Below are 15,626 nucleotides of genomic sequence, written 5' to 3'. Positions count from 1 at the left end.
TCATATGTCAATCTGGTTGGTAGGGGCTGGTCCCATGGCACAACAGTACGCCAAGGTGCTGGATGCGATGCATTGTGACTATCAGGTTATTGGCCGTAGTCACAGGTCAGCATCTGAATTTACTGCTGCAACTGGCAAAACTGTGTTGCCCGGAGGCGTGGATGCAGTGTTACAGCGGTCTGTATTGACACCGTCCAAGGCTATTGTAGCTGTCGGTGCAAAAGAGTTGTTTAGTGTTGCCTCTAAGCTCATCATGGGGGGAGTGAAAGAACTGTTACTGGAAAAACCAGGGTGCTTGTATCGGAACGAGTTCAAACAATTAACTGACTTGGCGCTGGAGGCCGAGTGCAAAGTTTTCGTAGCGTACAACAGACGATATTTCACCTCTGTTATTAAAGCCCGGGACCTAATAGAGCAAGAAGGAGGTGTCAGTTCCTTTAATTTTGAATTTACTGAATGGAGCCATCTTTACCTTCAATCGGACAAAGATAAAGATATCCTCGCCAGAGCTTTGATAGGAAATTCAAGCCACGCAATAGATCTGGCTTTTTTTTTAGGTGGGAAACCAAAAGAGCTGTGTAGCTTCAGGGCCGGTTATTTACCTTGGCATGAGGCAGGCGCTCGATTTTCAGGCGCTGGCATCACAGAGGCAAATGCAACCTTCAGCTACTGTGCTGATTGGCAAGCAGCAGGACGTTGGTCAGTTGAAGTATTAACAGCTCAATATCGCTATATCCTTAAGCCTATGGAGACTTTGCATCGGATTAAAACTGGTAGCACTACGATGGAGAGTGTGGTGCTGGATGATGAAATCGATAAGCGTTTTAAGCCAGGATTATTCCGACAAACAGCTGCATTTATCCATGGTGACATCAGTTCGCTGTGTGGGCTGACAGAACAACTAATCATGTTTGATCTGTATTACAAAATGGCTGGCTATAAGGATGATAAAATTGCCGATAAACCAAATGTTTAGTGATATGCGAGGAAACAATAGATGAATAGTTCTGAAAAGATTATTTTGTTGATTGGTGATAGCTTTGGAATAAAAAGGGTTTATCAGGGAGACTGTTATGTTTCGGCCGAAGGTGCGTGGCCAGAACAGGTAAAACGTCAGTTTCCGAACCATAAAATAATAAGTGATTTTAGAAGTTATCGTCGTTTTGTTGAAATACCACAAATGATTACAGAAAAATATCCCGACTGTGATCTGGTCATTGTGCATGCCGGTATTGTGGATTGTTTTCCACGCCCGTTGTCGTCGGATGTCACGCGAAGTCCGAAGAAAATCTATAGTTGGTTGCGGCGTTTAGTGCGAAAGATGCGAAGATTCTGGATAAATTATATTTATAATAAAGCTTGGTCAAGTGCAGAAGATATTGAAAATGCATGCAACCAGTATGTTGAACTAGGAAAATGTAGGCAAATAGCCTTAATTACCCCAGTGCCAATGCCGCTGACGGAGTACATAAACACTCCGGGCGTACAGGAATCATTAATAGTTTATGCGAACAGATTAAGGGCGCTGAGCAAAGAGCATCAATTTGATCTGATTGATATCCATAAAGAATTAATTGCTTCTGATTTTTCAAAGTACTTGTATCCACACGATATGCATTTAAATCAGTTAGGGAATGATTGGTTGGCACAGCAAGCCATCGATTATTTGAAGGCCAAATTGCAATCAGCTAGCAGTCCCAATGATCAGTCGCAGAGTAAAGTGGCCGCGGGTTTCACCTTATGCTAAATAAAGCGTTATTTGTGATTGATACACCTGGACAGGTATTTAATCTAAAAGAAGCTCTAATAAGCTATAATATTGATGAATATGACATTATTGTTAACGATTGTTGCCGTGCTGATGCATATCAACAACTAGTCGTGTTGCTACAAAGTTTGTCACCTCGTAACTTGATCATCGTACCCAGAGTTACGGGTTCGGTCGAAAGCCGGATTAGTATTTATGCTCAACACTTGCCATATTTGACTCACCAACATTATCAACGGGTATTTTTCAGCAATATTCGCCAGCAGTGGCAACGCGACATTGTATGCAGTCTGCCTCAGGCTCAGGCAACGTTGATGGATGATGGGAACGCTTCGCTAGTTTTTTATTATGTTTTATTTTCTAAGCAACAATTTTTTGATTTTCCATTGGATTCTGATCAACAGCGTGCACATCTAGCCGCACAGATCAGAAGTAAATGGCAGGTCTCCGTTCAGCAACCGGCAAAGTTAGAACTATTCACGCTGTTTTCATTGCCGGAACTTCCGTGGCTTAGCGTGCGGCAAAATCAGATGAGCGCAATGACAAAAGTTCACCAAAACATTGCGCATGATCACGTACTTATCTTAGGTAGTGGTTTTGTTGAGTTGAATTACATAACGGTCAACAATTACATTGAGTTGCTTCAGAAAACGCAAGCTCTATTCCCTGGAAAGACTATTATTTACCAGCCGCATCGCATTTCTTCGGTCGAGTTGATTAATACTATTAAACAGAATACTTCATTTGAAGTAATGAGATTAGAGCAACCGGTTGAACAGTGGCTGTTTAATCATCCAACGCCTCCTGCTCGTGTTGTCAGTTATATCTCGATGGCTCTGTCAACCTGCGCTTTGTGTTTTCCGGCGCTTCAGGTGATTTGTGTAGATCCTGGGATGGATGCCTGGACAGGAGCACTTCAGTCGCACGTATGGAATGTGACACAGTGTAATAATTATCAAAGCATTCAAATCATTATGGATTATCTAAAAAACGATAGTAGCATTACCATGCATGCTGTTAAGTAATCCCTTTGATTGAAAAAACTATGCCTGTTACATTCGTCTCTGCTCCAGGCAAAACGTTATTAACGATATAATTGCAGCATATAATATGTACCACATGAGGATATAGTTGATGAAAACCATCCTAACCTACGGCACGTTCGACTTGTTCCATATTGGTCATCTGAATTTACTAAAACGTGCACGGGCTCTGGGTGACAAGCTGATTGTCGCAGTCTCCACCGATGAATTTAACGCCACCAAAGGTAAAACCACTCTAATGCCGTTTGAGCACCGGGTAGAACTGGTGCGTAGCGTGCGTTATGTCGATGAGGTCATTGCTGAATCGCAGTGGGAGCAGAAGATTGCTGACGTGCAGCAGCACAAGGTGGATGTGTTTGTGATGGGGTCGGACTGGCAGGGTAAGTTTGATTTTTTAACGCCCTATTGCGAAGTGGTTTATTTGCCACGGACCGACAATGTGTCTTCAACTGATTTGAAAAAAGCCATTCAGGTGTTTATGCAACTGAAACGGGATTTTCTGGATTAACATGCCTGCAGCAAGATTTCAGCAGCTAAGAGCGCCTGATGCCAATCTCGCGTGAAGTCAATGACTGGCAAGGCCAGCGTCTTTACATCGCACCGGATAATCCGGCCGGCAGGCATCTCGCGCTAGTACTGCAACAGCGAGGTGCTGTGGTGCTTGGGATGGTCGATAACCTGAAGCAGAGGCCTGATATTTGTAATCATGCTTCGCAAAGCAAACCTTATGATGCCGTGCTGATTGCCGTCAGTGATTTTCAGCAGAAAATCGCAGAAGGAATGCTACAAAATGGCTTTGTGGCCAACCAGATCTGGTGTTGCAACAGCTTGCAACCCTTGCAGTTTGTGCCTTTTCAAACAGGCTCGGTGCTGAAAAAGCTCGGAGTGATTCTTCATGAATATTTTGCATCGGTACTGGATTTGCTGCCTAAAGGTCCGGTGGTTTATTACGCCGAAAAGTATGTCGATAGCAACGTGCTGGTGGCTTTTGATGCACATTGTCGTCTGCATAAAAATGTTTATTTGGTGGTGAAAGACGCGCAGCGTTGTTTCCACCCAGCGCAAATTGACCAGGCATGGCAGGTACGCTGGATGCTGCAGCGGGCGAAGGTGCTGGTGCTGGATCATGAATCCACCGATCCGGTGTTGAATCGGGTGCGCACTCAGGCAAAAGTGGTGCAGCTGTGGCATGGTTTGCCGTTTAAGCATCTTGCTGGCAATAAACATTTTCCACATATTCTGGATGAAGCTTTTGCATCCAGTTCCAGCTGGTTTAATCAGCAGATTTTCCCCGGAATGTTTAAGGCCAGACACTATCTGGATTTTGGTTATCCTCGCAATGACGCTTTGCTGCAGGTGCCAGCACACCGCTGTTGGCACAATAGTCTGCCGGAGCAACAGTTACAGCAAATTCGGGCAGGCAAGAAACTGATTGTATTCATGCCAACCTACCGTGACAACGGCCAAAACGAGCATCCGATTGATTGGGCTGAATTACAGCAATTTCTGCAGCAGCACGACGCGGTGTTTGTGATGAAAACCCATCCGTTCCTGGCGCCTTTTGAAAAGCTGCGCCAACATGATGGCTGTAATCGGATTTTCCACTATCCCGGGCGTTTTAATGTTTATCCTTGGCTGGCGGACGCAGATTTGCTGATCACCGACTATTCGTCGGTAGCTTTTGACTTTCTGCTTTGTAATAAACCGGTTTTGCATTTTATGTATGACATTGAGCAGTACGCCAAAGTACGTGGTCAGTTTGCTATTGCCAAAGAAGATTTTATCGCCGGCAGCACGGCAGAGACTTTTGCGCAGTTGTTAGAGCAGATGGCACTGGATTTAACGTCCGACCGTTTTGCCGCCAAACGCCAGGCCTTGCAGCAGAAATTTAGTATGGTGAACACCCTGTGTTGTCCGACGCTGATTGCTTATTTGCAGCAGCTTAAACAGCAGCCTTAAACCTGGCAGACTATCTTGCGGCTAAACTGCTCAATCAAATTCACGCCATCCCAGTCCGGACTAAAACTCAGTGCCTGACCAACCGGCATGATTCTATCCAAGCCTGTGTGCACTGTGCTTAGCCAGTTTTTAAGTTGTGATGTATCCACACCCCATACTGTTAGCGTCTGATGTGCTTGTGTCAGCATTGGATTTAATCGTTGTAAGTCTGTAAGCGCTAATTCCAGAAACAAACCACAGCCCTGATGCAGATTGGTAAACATCGGCTCCAATTGCGCAACTGTGATGCGGGAAATTGTCTGTTGCTGGGTTAATGTCAGCTGAGTGTCACTACTCATAATCAGCTGTTGTGCATTGGCGAGTGCTTGATATTGCTCGCTGGCATTCAGTGGTTGTTTGTGCGCCACCAGTTCGGTAAAGGCTGGCCAAAACCGTTGCTGTGCTTGTTGTACCTGTGCTGTATCTCCCAGCCAAATTACTGCTTTGGCTGAAGAGCAACCTTGCTGCGAAAAGGTTAACTGGTCGCGATAGAACATTTGCAGTAGTTGCTGGAATTGCGTGTCGTCCGCCTGCAATAATGCTTCGGCTCCTAACAAACACAATGAGAATTTATGGCCAAAACTCAGCTCACGGGCATGCGCTGGCATCACTAACTGACGCTGTGCCTGGATCGCCTGATCTGAACCCCACAACACACGGCCATCGACCTCTGCAATCAGTGGTTTTAATTGTGGGCTGTCGTAACTGCATTGGATTAACTGAAAACGGGCATTTTGCAGCGGAAAAGCATCAGCGATACCGCGGATTTTTTCTATTAATACGGCAGTGCTGCCGCCACTGCGACTTGAGAGCCGAATGACGTTTTGGTTGCCACAGAGCAAACTTAAAATACCGGAATACACAAATAAACTGTCAACGTTGGCCGGCGCGCTATGAAATATTAGGCCCAATGGCTGGCGGAAAAAATCGCTTTGTTGATAGGGGGCCAGTAGCGGCTTTAAGTTGGCCTGGCGTAACCAGAAACCAAGTGCGATCAAATCCGGATAATCGCGGCTTTGCGGATCTTTGAGCAGCGCTTCTGACAACGCCTGACAGTAAGCAAAATCTGCTGGTGCAAAAGGGGCGCTCAGCATCGCTGGTTCGATGGCAGGATTTAGCACGGTAAAACTCATAGTGCGGCTCCTGTCTGAGTTTCTGCCTGAGCTCCTGACAGATCTTTGCGCTGAAGAGCCGGTACAAAAGTATCACTGCAACCACGCGCTTCAGTCTGTGGCAAGCGGCCAAGAATACGGAAATATTTACCGGGTAAACCACAACTGCAATTATCTTCGCCGAGCAATTGCGCCCGGTCTTCGGTCAGCAAACTATGGCCGGGGTAACTGCGTGGCAGCGTCGATAGCAGTTGCAATACGCCGGATTCGCCGATGTCCGCAACTTCCCAGCTTCCAGGGCGACGCACCAGCACATCGGCGTACACCGGGCAGTGCAGATGACCGGCGTTACATTCAACAAAAATGGCGCCGATTTGCTCGACCATGCCGTAAAAATTATGCACGCGGGAAATACCGGTAAGTTCAGCCACGGTTTGTTTAAACTGCTGATTACTGACCGCTTGATCTTCGAGTTTTTTCCAGCCGCCGCTATGCAGCAGAATACCTTGTGGTAAATGGATCCGACGGCCAATTAGCATTAAAGCCTGCAGCAAATGTTGCCAGACCATAAAGGTAAAGCCAAATAACAACACTGGGCCTTCACCATAAGACTCAACAAATTGCTCAAGCGCAGTCCAGTTCAGACTCATATCGGCGTTAAAAGCGTAACAATGATTGCGGCCCATAAAACTCAAACCCTGAATGCCAGCGCCACGGGCTGAAAAATTGCTGCGATCGCTGATAACCCCTGGATGGTCCAGGATCAACATCGGCAAACGGGCTTTGCCCAGCCAATGCTGCATGATTTTGACCAGTATTTTTGACTGCACTGCGGCACTGTCGCGATCGAGAAAAATTCGGGAAGGTGTGCCGGTGGTGCCGCTGGAATATAAGGTTTTAAATACGGCTTCTTGTGGTACTGATCGTAATTCGAGTTGTTTGAACAAGCGTACAGCGAGATAGGGCAGTTGCGCCAGATTGTCGACGCAGTTGTGATTACCGGCAGCATTCACAGAAAAATCTGGCCACTGTGCGGTGACTAATTGCTGATAGGCCGGACATTGTTGCTGGTGCCATAACGTCAGTGCCTGTAACTCCGCCAGCATGCGCGGGGTTTTATCGACAGCTGCAAGGGCGTAAGGCAGTTCATCAGCCAGCTGCATCGGCAGTACCTCCACCCGCCAGATTTAAAATGGCCTGATAGTGAATTTTACCACTGCTGGTATACGGAATATCACGTAATAACAGTACCTTAAACAAAGTTGGGTGCAGATGCAGTTGCTGCTGCAGGAAATGACTGACCTTTGCCGGCGCTTCCGATGCGGCATTAGGGTCAATTGCACCTATCACCAAAAAGTCGTCTCGGCCGGTACAGACCACTTTTAAGCCCTGACTGCTAAACGTCGTTTCAAGATGATCCAGCGTCCACCGTTTACCCTGCAGTTTTAACATCCGGTTTAACCGGCCAACAATCCGGTACAAGCCGTTTGGCAACTGTTCGGCCAAATCACCGGTCGCAAGCTCATTGAGGCGCTGAGTTGCGCGCAACTCGCTGGAATTGGTGGCATAACCCAGCATCACATTTGCACCGCGATAACACAGCTCTCCTGCGGTCAGCACTTTTTCGATCACCGTATGGTCCTGTGGGTCGCGCAGCAGCAATTCGCCGCCGGGAATGGCATTGCCAATGCAATCGGCATGATTTGGCAGATGTTCAGGGGCCAGATAAGCAATGCGAGCTGTGGCTTCGGTTTGACCGTACATCAGATAAACCGGGATTGGCCGCTGCTGACTCAGCTGCTGCACATAGCTGGTGAGCTCTGGGGTTAATTTGCCACCAGCCTGCGTCAGGTAACGCAAAGCGGGCAGCGGTAAACGTTCAAAACGTAAAGTTTTTAGCATTTGATAGCTAAAAGGCACACCGGCCAGACTATTCACCTGATGTTGATTGACCAGTTGCCAGAATTCTTTATTCATCACCGAATAGTCGGTCAGCACGATTTTCGCGCCCAGCAATAAATGGCTGTTCAGCACCGACAAGCCATACGAATAATGTAGTGGCAAGGATGTGATGGCGGTATCGGTGGCGAGCATCGGCAAATAGTCATTGATGGAGACCGCATTAGCCTGCAGATTCACTTGCGACAACATCACCGACTTCGGACTGCCGGTGCTGCCAGAGGTACTGAGTAATAAGGCTAAATCAGTTCTGGCCCGAAATGCTGAAGTGCTGATGCGGGTCATTTCGCCTTGTTCATTAATTAGCGCCGCTATTTCCAGACGTTTAATCAGTTCTTCAAGCTGAGCCGGTGGCAGCGCCGGATCCAGCAATAACAACGGCCGTTGATGACGCAGACAGCTTAAATAGGCGACGACTGAGGTTAAATTATTCCGGCATTGCAGCGCGCAAATCTGATGTGGCCAGACATCAAAACGGACAAAGTTTTGTGCAAAATGGTCGGCCAATTGTGCCAGTTTCTGGTAACTGACGGTTTGGCCATCATTCAGCACTAAAGCTGTGGCGTCACCAAACTGCTCGAGCTGGCGGGCAAAATGGCGCCGACGCTGCGGAGCTTGCTGTTCCTGCTGTTCTTTCTGTGAGTGAGTTAGCTCGTCGGTGATAATGTCAGCTAGCTTCGGATCGCTCATAAGCTAAAACCACCATCAATCGCGATGATTTGGCCGCTGATATATTTGGCATCGTTCGAACATAAAAACTGCACCAAAGCGGCGACTTCATCGGCCTGACCGGTGCGGCCAAGACTGATTTGCTGGCAAAGTTGTTGTTTTTTTAGAGCGCTATAATGGGCGGTGAGGTCAGTTTCAATAAAACCAGGCGCAACGGCATTGACCCGAATACCGAGTGCCCCCAGCTCTTTGGCCAATGCTTTGGTCAAACCCGACACCGCCGCTTTACTGGCAGCATAGGCAGATTGGCCGATAGCGCCGCTTTCGCCAACTTTCGATGCTAAATTGACGATATTTCCCGATTTTTGCCGGGACATCAGCCGTGCAGCCAGCTGACAACATTGATAACTGGCCGCGACATTCAGTGAAAATAACGCCTGTAGATCAGCGAGCCTGGTCATGCCCAGCATGCTGTCTTGCATCATGCCAGCGGCATTGATCAGATGATCTAGTCGTTGATGTTGTTGTTTGATTTGATTAAACACTTGCAGCACTGCGGCTTGATCAGTTAAGTCGCATGGCAGGACGGTTGCTGAAGCTGCACCAGCCTGTCGGCATTGTTCAGCGATGACGGTTAATCCAAGTTCATTGCGGGCGGTTAAAAGCAAATGATGGCCTGACGCCGCCAACCGCAGTGCCACTGCCGCGCCAATGCCACGGCTGGCGCCGGTGATTAGGCTTACTGGCGTATCAATGTCGGATGCGGCTGTTGAACCCATCAATCAGAACCCGCGTGATCAGTGGTGATATGCTCAAACACTACACCGTGTTTGCTCAGAATGGTTTTGGCCATCTGCACCGAGCTCATATCGATAATATCGTCGGTATCCAGCATCAGATTAAAACAATTTTCCAGTTCGGCAATCAGCAGCATATGGGCGGTCGAATCCCATTCGGCGATGCTGTTATAGGCTAAATCATCACTAATGCGCGCCACATCAATCGCCAGCGCCGTGGCGAAAGCATGTTTTAAGCGGCCGGTATTGCTGATTTGAAGGTCGGTATGATTGGCTGCTGTCATATTAATTCCGGATAAAATGGGCAAAAGTTGCCGCTGCTTTTAGATGATTTTCATTATTCAGTGTGAATACGGCCAGCTCAACCTGCTCAAAGCCAGTTAATTCGCTGCCAGTCTGTACTGTGACATTGTCTGGCTGGCGCTGATAACCGAGTTTTTCATTAAAGCGCAAAGCGGCATTATTACTTAGTTTCACTTGTGCCAATAGTGTCTTACAGTTAAGTCGTCCAAAGCAATACTGATTCAGCGCCAGCGCTGGGAAAAATGCCAGCAAGGTGCCACGAAACCGCGGATGCGCCAGATAAAAGCCTGATTCGATAGTTTCACACTTTCCAAGCTCCAAACCATCGTTACTTTTTAAATTGCAGGCGCCAATTGCTTCGTCTTTGTAATAAATCACAAATTGCGCTTGATGTTTGTCGTGTTGAATTCGCGTAAACCATTGTTGCTGCATTTCTGCGCTAATCAGTTGTTGCTGCAACATCGGCGCGGCAATGACCGGATCGTTGCGCCATTGGCGCAGTAATTCAAGTTGTTGGCGTTGCAGGGGCCGCAACTCGACGGAGAATTCGCAGATGTTTTGCTGATGCCACATACTATCGGCTGATGTGTTTTGAGGATTAGCAGCACTCAAAGCAACAAATCCCAGCTCAACGCAGTGCCTCGTTTGACATCGGCTTTCACTTGCCGTCCCAGCACCAGTTCCAGATATTTGGGCGCCAATCCTAACCCCGGACGAATAGCGCGTAAATTTTCGGCGGTGAGCACAGTACCGGCGGCTAAATCTGCACTGATATACAAGGAGCGCCGGTGTTTACGCGAAGCAATTTCTTTGTCAGTCACGCCATAATGGACCTTGCCAAGGGCAGTCCACGCGCGTTCGGTTTCGTCAACCAACTGTTTCATCTCAAACGGTTCCAGCGAAAACTCTGCATCCACACCACCTTCACTGCGATCCAGCACAAAGTGTTTTTCGATGACGGTGGCGCCAAGTGCCACGGCTGCGATCGACACGCCAATGCCAGTGGTGTGGTCGGAGAGCCCTGCCTGACAATCAAATAACTGTGCCAGATGGGGGATGGTCAAAAGGTTGGCATCAACCGGTCGTGCCGGATAATTGCTGGTGCATTTGAGCAAAATCAACTGAGTACAGCCGTGGCGTTTTAACACATCCACTGCATCAGCGAGCTCGGCAATGCTGGCCATGCCGGTGGACATAATCACCGGTTTACCGGTTTTTGCCACCGCCGCCAATAATGCATGATCAGTATTTTCAAAAGAGGCGATTTTGTAGCAAGGCACGTTGAGCGACTCTAAAAAGTCGACCGCGGTTAAATCAAAAGGGGTGCTAAACGCCAGCATGCCGTGGCTTTTTGCGCGCTCAAAGATGGCCTGATGCCAATCCCACGGCGTGTGGGCAATTTGATAGAGTTTGTACAATGAAGTACCGGCCCAGAGGCTGTCCGGATTATCGATAAAGAATTCACCGCTGTCGATATCCAGCGTCATGGTGTCTGCAGTGTAAGTTTGCAGTTTAATCGCCTGGGCGCCAGCAGCAGCAGCGGCGTCCACCATAGCTAAGGCTTTATCCAGCGATTGATCATGATTGCCGGACAATTCGGCGATGATCAAAGGCCGGTGCGTGGCGCCTACCTGAACATTACCCAGTTGGATTGTGGTTACTGCCATATAACTTCACTCTTAGTTGTGGATCCTGCGGTTTTCATTCGAACCGGATCGAAGCTGTTTTGCAGCTGTGACAAAGTTTTTGCTATTTAATCGCTGATGGTTAGTTTGCCTGATGTTCCAGCGTCTTCGCCAGTGCGCTTAAAAGACGCTGGCAACCCCCTTCCGGAGCAACCAACGTCGAAGCGGCTGCGGCCATCTGCAATAGTTTTTCCGGTTGTGTCAGCAGCTTTGCGATTTCGTCACTCAATCTGCCACTACTAAGCTCAGAACTACTGCCTAAGTATATACAAGCGCCTAGTTTAGCCAGATAAACGCTGGTCGGTTGCTGGTTTGGCGCCAGACTGACTACCAGCGCAGGTAATGCCATAGCACAACGTTCCCAGTGGGTTGCACCACCGCCGCCAATCATCAACTGTGCTTTGGCCATCAGCTGTGCCATCCCTGGCGTTTGCACGTATAGGGTTAGCCGATGGTCCCCTTCACACAGCTGCTGCAACAACGATAGGTGCGGATTGGCTGAACCAATCACGATATCGGCCAGCCAGGCCAAATTCTGAAGTTGCTGTAAAGCAGTAATTGCTAATGCAGTGAGATTGTCGATATCGCTGCCGCCAAAAAAAACTAGTAATTGATGAGGTGTTGCCGAGAAATCTTTTGATAGGGCAATGGGTTGCGCAGCTTCTGAAGTTGCGGCTTGTGTAAATTCTGGCCGCAGCAGAGCATAAGCCGGTCCGATAAATTGTTGGCAAGTGTTTGGCAGCAAACCTTGGTAACGCTCGGCTGCGTCTGGTAATAAATTTTGATCGAGTAAAAAATCGCAGTCGTGCTGTCGGTTGGCCAAATCATCAATCACCAGAATATGTCGGCAATGCTGGCTTAACGTCGTTTCGAATAATCGGCCGAGGCCATAATGGTCAATCACCAATAAATCGGGTTGTAGCGCTGCTTGTTGTAATGCATCGATGACAGCGGCAGCGTCTTCGGCTTCGCTGGCACCTAACCATTGGCGGTCGCCTTCTTTTACTGTGCTGGATGATGGGGTTTTAGTTGCATCAGCCAACAACGGCAACGCCAGACAAGCAAAGCCCTGATTTTCTATCAACTGAATTTGCTGACCAGGGTGTTCGCGACAACAAAACGTCACTAGCCAGCCGCGTTCACGCATGGCACGGGCGAGCGTTAAGCAGCGCATCAGGTGGCCAGAGCCAATCAACAGCGACGCATCAACCCGAAACAATACCTGCATCAGTCAGCCTTTGGCGGCTTGGCGCTTTGCGATACTCGTTGAAGCAGCAGCTGGTGCAATAACTCGGCGCGTTGCCAGTCATCAACAGTATCGATGTCCTGCACCAGATGTTGGGGTAATTCAAAAAGATAAGATGACTTCGAAAATACTGGCCGGGCTTCTGACCAACTTTGCGCCCGGCCCAGATAAAACTGGCCGGCATCATGAAAGGTTTCGGTTAAATCCTGCGAGCGTTTGCCAATTGCATCCGGTTGTACCGGAGCAACGGCGCCTGTCGTATCGCGATATAACGCCCGTTGAATGGGGAAACTAAAACGACAACCGGAAAAAATGTAATCAAGCTCTGGCTGCTGCGGCCATAAAGCCATCGCTTGTTGCAAAATTTCTGCACTTAACAGCGGGGCAGTGGCATAAATGCAGGCGATAATATCTAACGGGCCTTGTTCAGCATGCCATTGTTGCTGTGTGACCCAAGCAATCGCATGACGCACCACCGCAGAAGTGCCGGTGTGGTCATCGGCTAAAGCGGCAGGGCGGATAAATGGCACTGCTGCGCCATATTGCGCAGCGACTTCGGCAATTTCCTGATCGTCGGTTGACACCAGCACCTGGTCAAACATTTGACTATGCAATGCCGCTTCAATCGACCAGGCAATCATTGGTTTGCCATTAAACAGCTTGATATTTTTACGCGGGATCCGTTTGCTGCCACCCCGCGCCGGGATCACGGCAAGTTTCATTGTGGTTAGTCCTGTTGTGATGTCACAGCGCCAGTGGCTGCAGCAAGTGCTGCCGCGACCTGTTGCTGCATTGATAGCGTCAGATCGGCATACATAGGTAAACTAATAATTTTACTATAAAAAACTTCTGCGCCAGGGAAGTCGCCCCATTGGAAACCCAGTTGTTGATAGTAAGGCTGGGTATGAATAGGAATATAGTGCACATTGACGCCAATGCCCGCGGCGCGCAGTGCTTCGAATACCCGCAGCCGACTGTCGGCATCATCCAGCCGGATGATATATAAATGCCAGGCTGAAACCCCATCCACAGCTGCTGCTGGCAATTGTAGCGGCAGGTGTTGTAGCAGTGTTTGATAATGTTCAACGGCTTGCTGGCGGGCGACTAAAAATTGTGGCAAGCGGTGAAGTTGACTTAACCCAAGCGCGGCTTGCAATTCAGTCAGCCGGTAATTAAAACCCAGTTCAATTTGCTGATAGTACCAGGGGCCGTGGCTGGGTTCGGTCATATCCAACGGGTCACGGGTAATGCCATGACTGCGGTGCAGCTGCATTTGCGCAGCAAGCGCCGGGTCCTTGGTTAGCGCCATGCCACCTTCCGCAGTGGTAATAATTTTCACCGGGTGGAAACTAAACACACAAATATCGCTAAACTGGCAATGGCCTACCGGCATGCCCTGATAGGTTGCGCCTATAGCATGAGAGGCATCTTCAATAATTTTAATCTGATACTGCAGACACAAGGCGTGAATTGCCGCCATCTCGCAACTGTGGCCGGCCAGGTGCACCGGGATCAACACTTTTGGCAATTTTTGTACTGTGGCGGCCTGCTGCAGTTTTTCAGCAAGCGCGGTTACCGACATCAAACCGGTATCCGGGTCTACATCAACAAAGTCGATGGTCGCGCCGCAATATAAGGCGCAATTGGCCGAAGCAACAAAGCTGATGGGGCTGGTCCAGACGATATCACCTTGGGTGACACCCAGTGCCAGACATGCCAGATGCAGTGCCGAGGTCGCGCTATTCACGGCGATAGCATAATTCACCTGACATAACTGACTAACCGCCAGTTCAAATTCCGGAACTTTTGGCCCTTGGGTTAAGAAGTCCGATTGCAGCACTTCAAGCACTGCGGCAATATCGGATTCGTCAATATTCTGACGGCCGTAGGGGATCATGTCATCGCGGCCAGATTAAAGGCGGCTAATTCTTCCACAGTTAAAAAATGTGGATTTTTATCAGACACATACTCTGTACCTGCCGCCACCAGCCGACCATTTTCTTTTAATGCATTTATGGTGAAATTGTTGCCACGATTGGAAAACTGAATCGAAGGGGCAATCACAAAATGGTCATCATATTCGTAAGTGTTGTAAGACATATCCCCTGGACACATCATTTCATGTAGTTTTTCACCTGGGCGAATACCTACTTCTTTGATCGGCAGATTTGGCGCTATCGCCTTGGCTAAATCGACCACCCGCATCGATGGAATTTTAGGAACAAAAATCTCACCACCTAGCATCCGTTCGAAATTTTTAAGCACAAAATCAACACCTTGCTGTAAGCTAATCCAAAAACGGGTCATTTCAAGATGTGTTACCGGAATGTGGTCGGCGCCGCTGTCTCTGAGTTTTTCAAAAAATGGCACTACCGAGCCGCGTGAACCCACCACATTGCCATAACGCACTACCGAAAAACGTGGTTTGCTGCCGCCCGCGATGTTATTGGCGGCAACGAACAGCTTATCTGAAGCCAGTTTGGTGGCGCCATAAAGGTTGATCGGGTTGGCGGCTTTGTCGGTGGAGAGGGCTATCACCTTTTCTACATTGTTCTCAATAGCGGCATTAATCACATGCTCGGCGCCATTGATATTGGTTTTAATACATTCCATCGGGTTGTATTCGGCGGCTGGCACTTGTTTCAGCGCGGCGGCGTGGATTACAAAATCAACGCCCCGCATCGCGCGAATAAGCCGTTCCTGATCCCGCACATCACCAATAAAATACCGCATACAAGGTGCATTAAACTTTTGCTGCATCTCATACTGTTTCAGCTCGTCGCGGGAGTAAATAATGATTTTATTGGGCTTGTAGCGCTCAAGCAGCGTCTGGGTATATTTATGACCAAAAGAGCCGGTACCACCGGTGATGAAGATATTTTTGCCGTTAAACATATGTGCCCCTTTTCGACTTGCGAGCGCTGTGCCGCTGAGTATTGCGGCCTGATGTCGCGATATTGAAACAATAGCATAATCTATTCCACTTTTTAAAAGTGCTTTTAGCTGAAGTAGTTAGCGCTAATCTTTTATATCTCAATCAAACTGG

Annotated in this window: 16 protein-coding genes; 5 read left to right on the top strand and 11 right to left on the bottom strand. The window is 48.4% G+C overall.

Annotation, left to right across the window (positions count from 1 at the left end; all coding sequences use genetic code 11):
• Positions 1-4: 4 nt before the first annotated feature.
• From A5320_RS09810 to A5320_RS09790, 5 genes are all read left to right on the top strand, one after another.
• Complete coding sequence (locus tag A5320_RS09810; RefSeq protein ID WP_068063892.1) at positions 5-976, top strand: Gfo/Idh/MocA family oxidoreductase; 972 nt, start codon at positions 5-7, stop codon at positions 974-976.
• A 21-nt stretch (positions 977-997) separates the two neighbouring features.
• Positions 998-1,747, top strand: coding sequence for an SGNH/GDSL hydrolase family protein (locus A5320_RS09805; RefSeq protein WP_068063890.1), 750 nt, complete (start codon positions 998-1,000; stop codon positions 1,745-1,747).
• Complete coding sequence (locus A5320_RS09800; protein WP_068063888.1) at positions 1,741-2,793, top strand: polysialyltransferase family glycosyltransferase; 1,053 nt, start codon at positions 1,741-1,743, stop codon at positions 2,791-2,793. The genes A5320_RS09805 and A5320_RS09800 overlap by 7 nt, the downstream gene beginning before the upstream one ends.
• A 109-nt stretch (positions 2,794-2,902) precedes the next feature.
• Positions 2,903-3,319: a glycerol-3-phosphate cytidylyltransferase gene (gene tagD, locus A5320_RS09795; protein ID WP_068063886.1), complete on the top strand. Its 417-nt coding sequence runs from the start codon at positions 2,903-2,905 to the stop codon at positions 3,317-3,319.
• A 38-nt stretch (positions 3,320-3,357) separates the two neighbouring features.
• The gene (locus A5320_RS09790) at positions 3,358-4,770 is read left to right on the top strand and encodes a CDP-glycerol glycerophosphotransferase family protein (protein ID WP_068063884.1); all 1,413 of its coding nucleotides are present in this window, start codon (positions 3,358-3,360) and stop codon (positions 4,768-4,770) included.
• On the opposite strand, the gene A5320_RS09785 is transcribed toward A5320_RS09790, so the two are convergent.
• The 11 genes from A5320_RS09785 to pseB form a co-directional block, all read right to left on the bottom strand.
• A complete protein-coding gene (locus A5320_RS09785; protein ID WP_068063882.1) occupies positions 4,767-5,942 on the bottom strand; it encodes an acyl-CoA reductase in 1,176 nt (391 codons plus the stop codon). The two genes, A5320_RS09790 and A5320_RS09785, sit on opposite strands and share 4 nt — an antisense overlap.
• On the bottom strand, positions 5,939-7,084 hold the full coding sequence (locus tag A5320_RS09780) for a LuxE/PaaK family acyltransferase (protein WP_068063880.1): 1,146 nt from the start codon (positions 7,082-7,084) through the stop codon (positions 5,939-5,941). Before A5320_RS09780 ends, A5320_RS09785 begins: the two co-directional genes overlap by 4 nt.
• The gene (locus A5320_RS09775; RefSeq protein WP_082971658.1) at positions 7,071-8,570 is read right to left on the bottom strand and encodes an AMP-binding protein; all 1,500 of its coding nucleotides are present in this window, start codon (positions 8,568-8,570) and stop codon (positions 7,071-7,073) included. Before A5320_RS09775 ends, A5320_RS09780 begins: the two co-directional genes overlap by 14 nt.
• The gene (locus A5320_RS09770; protein ID WP_068063878.1) at positions 8,567-9,328 is read right to left on the bottom strand and encodes an SDR family NAD(P)-dependent oxidoreductase; all 762 of its coding nucleotides are present in this window, start codon (positions 9,326-9,328) and stop codon (positions 8,567-8,569) included. The genes A5320_RS09775 and A5320_RS09770 overlap by 4 nt, the downstream gene beginning before the upstream one ends.
• Positions 9,328-9,630, bottom strand: a complete 303-nt coding sequence (locus A5320_RS09765) for an acyl carrier protein (RefSeq protein WP_068063876.1) — start codon at positions 9,628-9,630, stop codon at positions 9,328-9,330. The genes A5320_RS09770 and A5320_RS09765 overlap by 1 nt, the downstream gene beginning before the upstream one ends.
• 1 nt (position 9,631) lies before the next feature.
• Positions 9,632-10,222: a GNAT family N-acetyltransferase gene (locus A5320_RS09760; protein ID WP_068063874.1), complete on the bottom strand. Its 591-nt coding sequence runs from the start codon at positions 10,220-10,222 to the stop codon at positions 9,632-9,634.
• 35 nt (positions 10,223-10,257) lie between these two features.
• Entirely contained in the window at positions 10,258-11,316 is a 1,059-nt protein-coding gene (gene pseI / locus A5320_RS09755) for a pseudaminic acid synthase (protein WP_068063872.1), read from the bottom strand.
• Between the two features lie 100 nt (positions 11,317-11,416).
• The gene (pseG, locus tag A5320_RS09750) at positions 11,417-12,562 is read right to left on the bottom strand and encodes a UDP-2,4-diacetamido-2,4,6-trideoxy-beta-L-altropyranose hydrolase (RefSeq protein ID WP_068063870.1); all 1,146 of its coding nucleotides are present in this window, start codon (positions 12,560-12,562) and stop codon (positions 11,417-11,419) included.
• Positions 12,562-13,302, bottom strand: a complete 741-nt coding sequence (gene pseF / locus A5320_RS09745) for a pseudaminic acid cytidylyltransferase (protein ID WP_068063868.1) — start codon at positions 13,300-13,302, stop codon at positions 12,562-12,564. The genes pseG and pseF overlap by 1 nt, the downstream gene beginning before the upstream one ends.
• A 5-nt stretch (positions 13,303-13,307) precedes the next feature.
• On the bottom strand, positions 13,308-14,477 hold the full coding sequence (gene pseC / locus A5320_RS09740; RefSeq protein ID WP_068063866.1) for a UDP-4-amino-4,6-dideoxy-N-acetyl-beta-L-altrosamine transaminase: 1,170 nt from the start codon (positions 14,475-14,477) through the stop codon (positions 13,308-13,310).
• Complete coding sequence (gene pseB / locus A5320_RS09735; RefSeq protein WP_068063864.1) at positions 14,474-15,475, bottom strand: UDP-N-acetylglucosamine 4,6-dehydratase (inverting); 1,002 nt, start codon at positions 15,473-15,475, stop codon at positions 14,474-14,476. The genes pseC and pseB overlap by 4 nt, the downstream gene beginning before the upstream one ends.
• Positions 15,476-15,626: the final 151 nt, after the last annotated feature.

Origin of the sequence: Rheinheimera sp. SA_1 (assembly GCF_001669775.1) — a bacterium.
GTDB lineage: Bacteria > Pseudomonadota > Gammaproteobacteria > Enterobacterales > Alteromonadaceae > Pararheinheimera.
Note: the sequence above shows the minus strand (reverse complement) of the source record. Positions and strands in the feature narration are given on the sequence as shown.

Excerpts from the sequence above, each read along its gene's own strand:
- A5320_RS09810 (WP_068063892.1), top strand. The coding sequence starts at position 5 with ATGTCAATCTGGTTGGTAGGGGCTGGTCCCATGGCACAACAGTACGCC.
- A5320_RS09805 (WP_068063890.1), top strand. The coding sequence starts at position 998 with ATGAATAGTTCTGAAAAGATTATTTTGTTGATTGGTGATAGCTTTGGA.
- A5320_RS09800 (WP_068063888.1), top strand. The coding sequence starts at position 1,741 with ATGCTAAATAAAGCGTTATTTGTGATTGATACACCTGGACAGGTATTT.
- tagD (WP_068063886.1), top strand. The coding sequence starts at position 2,903 with ATGAAAACCATCCTAACCTACGGCACGTTCGACTTGTTCCATATTGGT.
- A5320_RS09790 (WP_068063884.1), top strand. The coding sequence starts at position 3,358 with ATGCCAATCTCGCGTGAAGTCAATGACTGGCAAGGCCAGCGTCTTTAC.
- A5320_RS09785 (WP_068063882.1), bottom strand. The coding sequence starts at position 5,942 with ATGAGTTTTACCGTGCTAAATCCTGCCATCGAACCAGCGATGCTGAGC.
- A5320_RS09780 (WP_068063880.1), bottom strand. The coding sequence starts at position 7,084 with ATGCAGCTGGCTGATGAACTGCCTTACGCCCTTGCAGCTGTCGATAAA.
- A5320_RS09775 (WP_082971658.1), bottom strand. The coding sequence starts at position 8,570 with ATGAGCGATCCGAAGCTAGCTGACATTATCACCGACGAGCTAACTCAC.
- A5320_RS09770 (WP_068063878.1), bottom strand. The coding sequence starts at position 9,328 with ATGGGTTCAACAGCCGCATCCGACATTGATACGCCAGTAAGCCTAATC.
- A5320_RS09765 (WP_068063876.1), bottom strand. The coding sequence starts at position 9,630 with ATGACAGCAGCCAATCATACCGACCTTCAAATCAGCAATACCGGCCGC.
- A5320_RS09760 (WP_068063874.1), bottom strand. The coding sequence starts at position 10,222 with ATGTGGCATCAGCAAAACATCTGCGAATTCTCCGTCGAGTTGCGGCCC.
- pseI (WP_068063872.1), bottom strand. The coding sequence starts at position 11,316 with ATGGCAGTAACCACAATCCAACTGGGTAATGTTCAGGTAGGCGCCACG.
- pseG (WP_068063870.1), bottom strand. The coding sequence starts at position 12,562 with ATGCAGGTATTGTTTCGGGTTGATGCGTCGCTGTTGATTGGCTCTGGC.
- pseF (WP_068063868.1), bottom strand. The coding sequence starts at position 13,302 with ATGAAACTTGCCGTGATCCCGGCGCGGGGTGGCAGCAAACGGATCCCG.
- pseC (WP_068063866.1), bottom strand. The coding sequence starts at position 14,477 with ATGATCCCCTACGGCCGTCAGAATATTGACGAATCCGATATTGCCGCA.
- pseB (WP_068063864.1), bottom strand. The coding sequence starts at position 15,475 with ATGTTTAACGGCAAAAATATCTTCATCACCGGTGGTACCGGCTCTTTT.